The 936-nt window shown below is 68.7% G+C and carries 1 pseudogene; it reads left to right on the forward strand.

Features of this window, described 5'->3' with window-relative positions:
• Positions 1-922 (forward strand): annotated as a pseudogene (locus QMO56_RS26820) (IS3 family transposase); the annotation flags it as partial.
• Positions 923-936 lie beyond the last annotated feature (14 nt).

A 936-nucleotide genomic window follows, 5' to 3' on the forward strand; every position in this document is an offset into this window, starting at 1 on the left:
TCCTGCGGGAGGCCCTCAGCGCCGCCCGGGGGAAAAAGCCCGCCTGGCAGTTGCCGTCGCCACCACCGGGCGGTTCCCGATGAAGGTTGTGGCCGACACCCTGGGCGTGGCCCGCTCCAACCTGGTCGAGCAGGTCCGCGGCACTCCAAAGCCCCGGGGCCGCTACCAGCGCCAGGGGGACGATGAGTTGCTGACAGCCATCCGGCAGCTCACCGATGCCCGGCCTACCTACGGCTACCGCCGGATCACAGCCCTGCTGAACCGCGCCCGCCGTGCCTCGGGAGCCGAGCCCCTGAACCATAAAAGGATCTACCGTCTGATGCCGCAGGGCGGGCTGCTCCTGCAGCGCCACGGCACCCGGCGGCCGATCCGGGCGCACGAGGGCACGGTGATCGCCCCGGCATCGAACCTGCGCTGGTCCTCGGACGGGCTGGAGATCCCCTGCTGGAACGGCGAAGTCGTCCGCCTGGCGTTCGCCATCGACACCCACGACCGCGAGGTCATGGCCTGGGTCGCCACCACCGGCGGCATTAGCGGCGAGATGATCCGCGATCTCATGCTGGCCTGCGTCGAGCAGCGGTTCGCGGCTCTCCGGGCGCCCCATCCCGTGCAGTGGCTGGCCGATAATGGATCGGCCTATGCCGCCCACGACACGCGCGACTTCGCCGTCGCGCTGAACCTTGTGGCCTGTTTCACGCCGGTCCGTAGCCCCGAGAGCAATGGTGTCAGCGAGGCGTTCGTGAAGACGCTCAAGCGCGACTACGCCCGCATCCACCCCAGGCCCGATGCTGCCACCGTCCTCCAGCAGCTCCCTGTCCGGATCGAGGACTACAACGAAGTCCACCCCCACAAGGGCTTGCGGATGTGTTCACCCCGTGAGTTCATCCGCGCCCAGTCTCAACCAGCCCCGTGTCCGGTTTGATGGGGGCAACTCCA

The organism is Roseomonas sp. E05 (assembly GCF_030063475.1).
Taxonomy (GTDB): domain Bacteria; phylum Pseudomonadota; class Alphaproteobacteria; order Acetobacterales; family Acetobacteraceae; genus Pseudoroseomonas.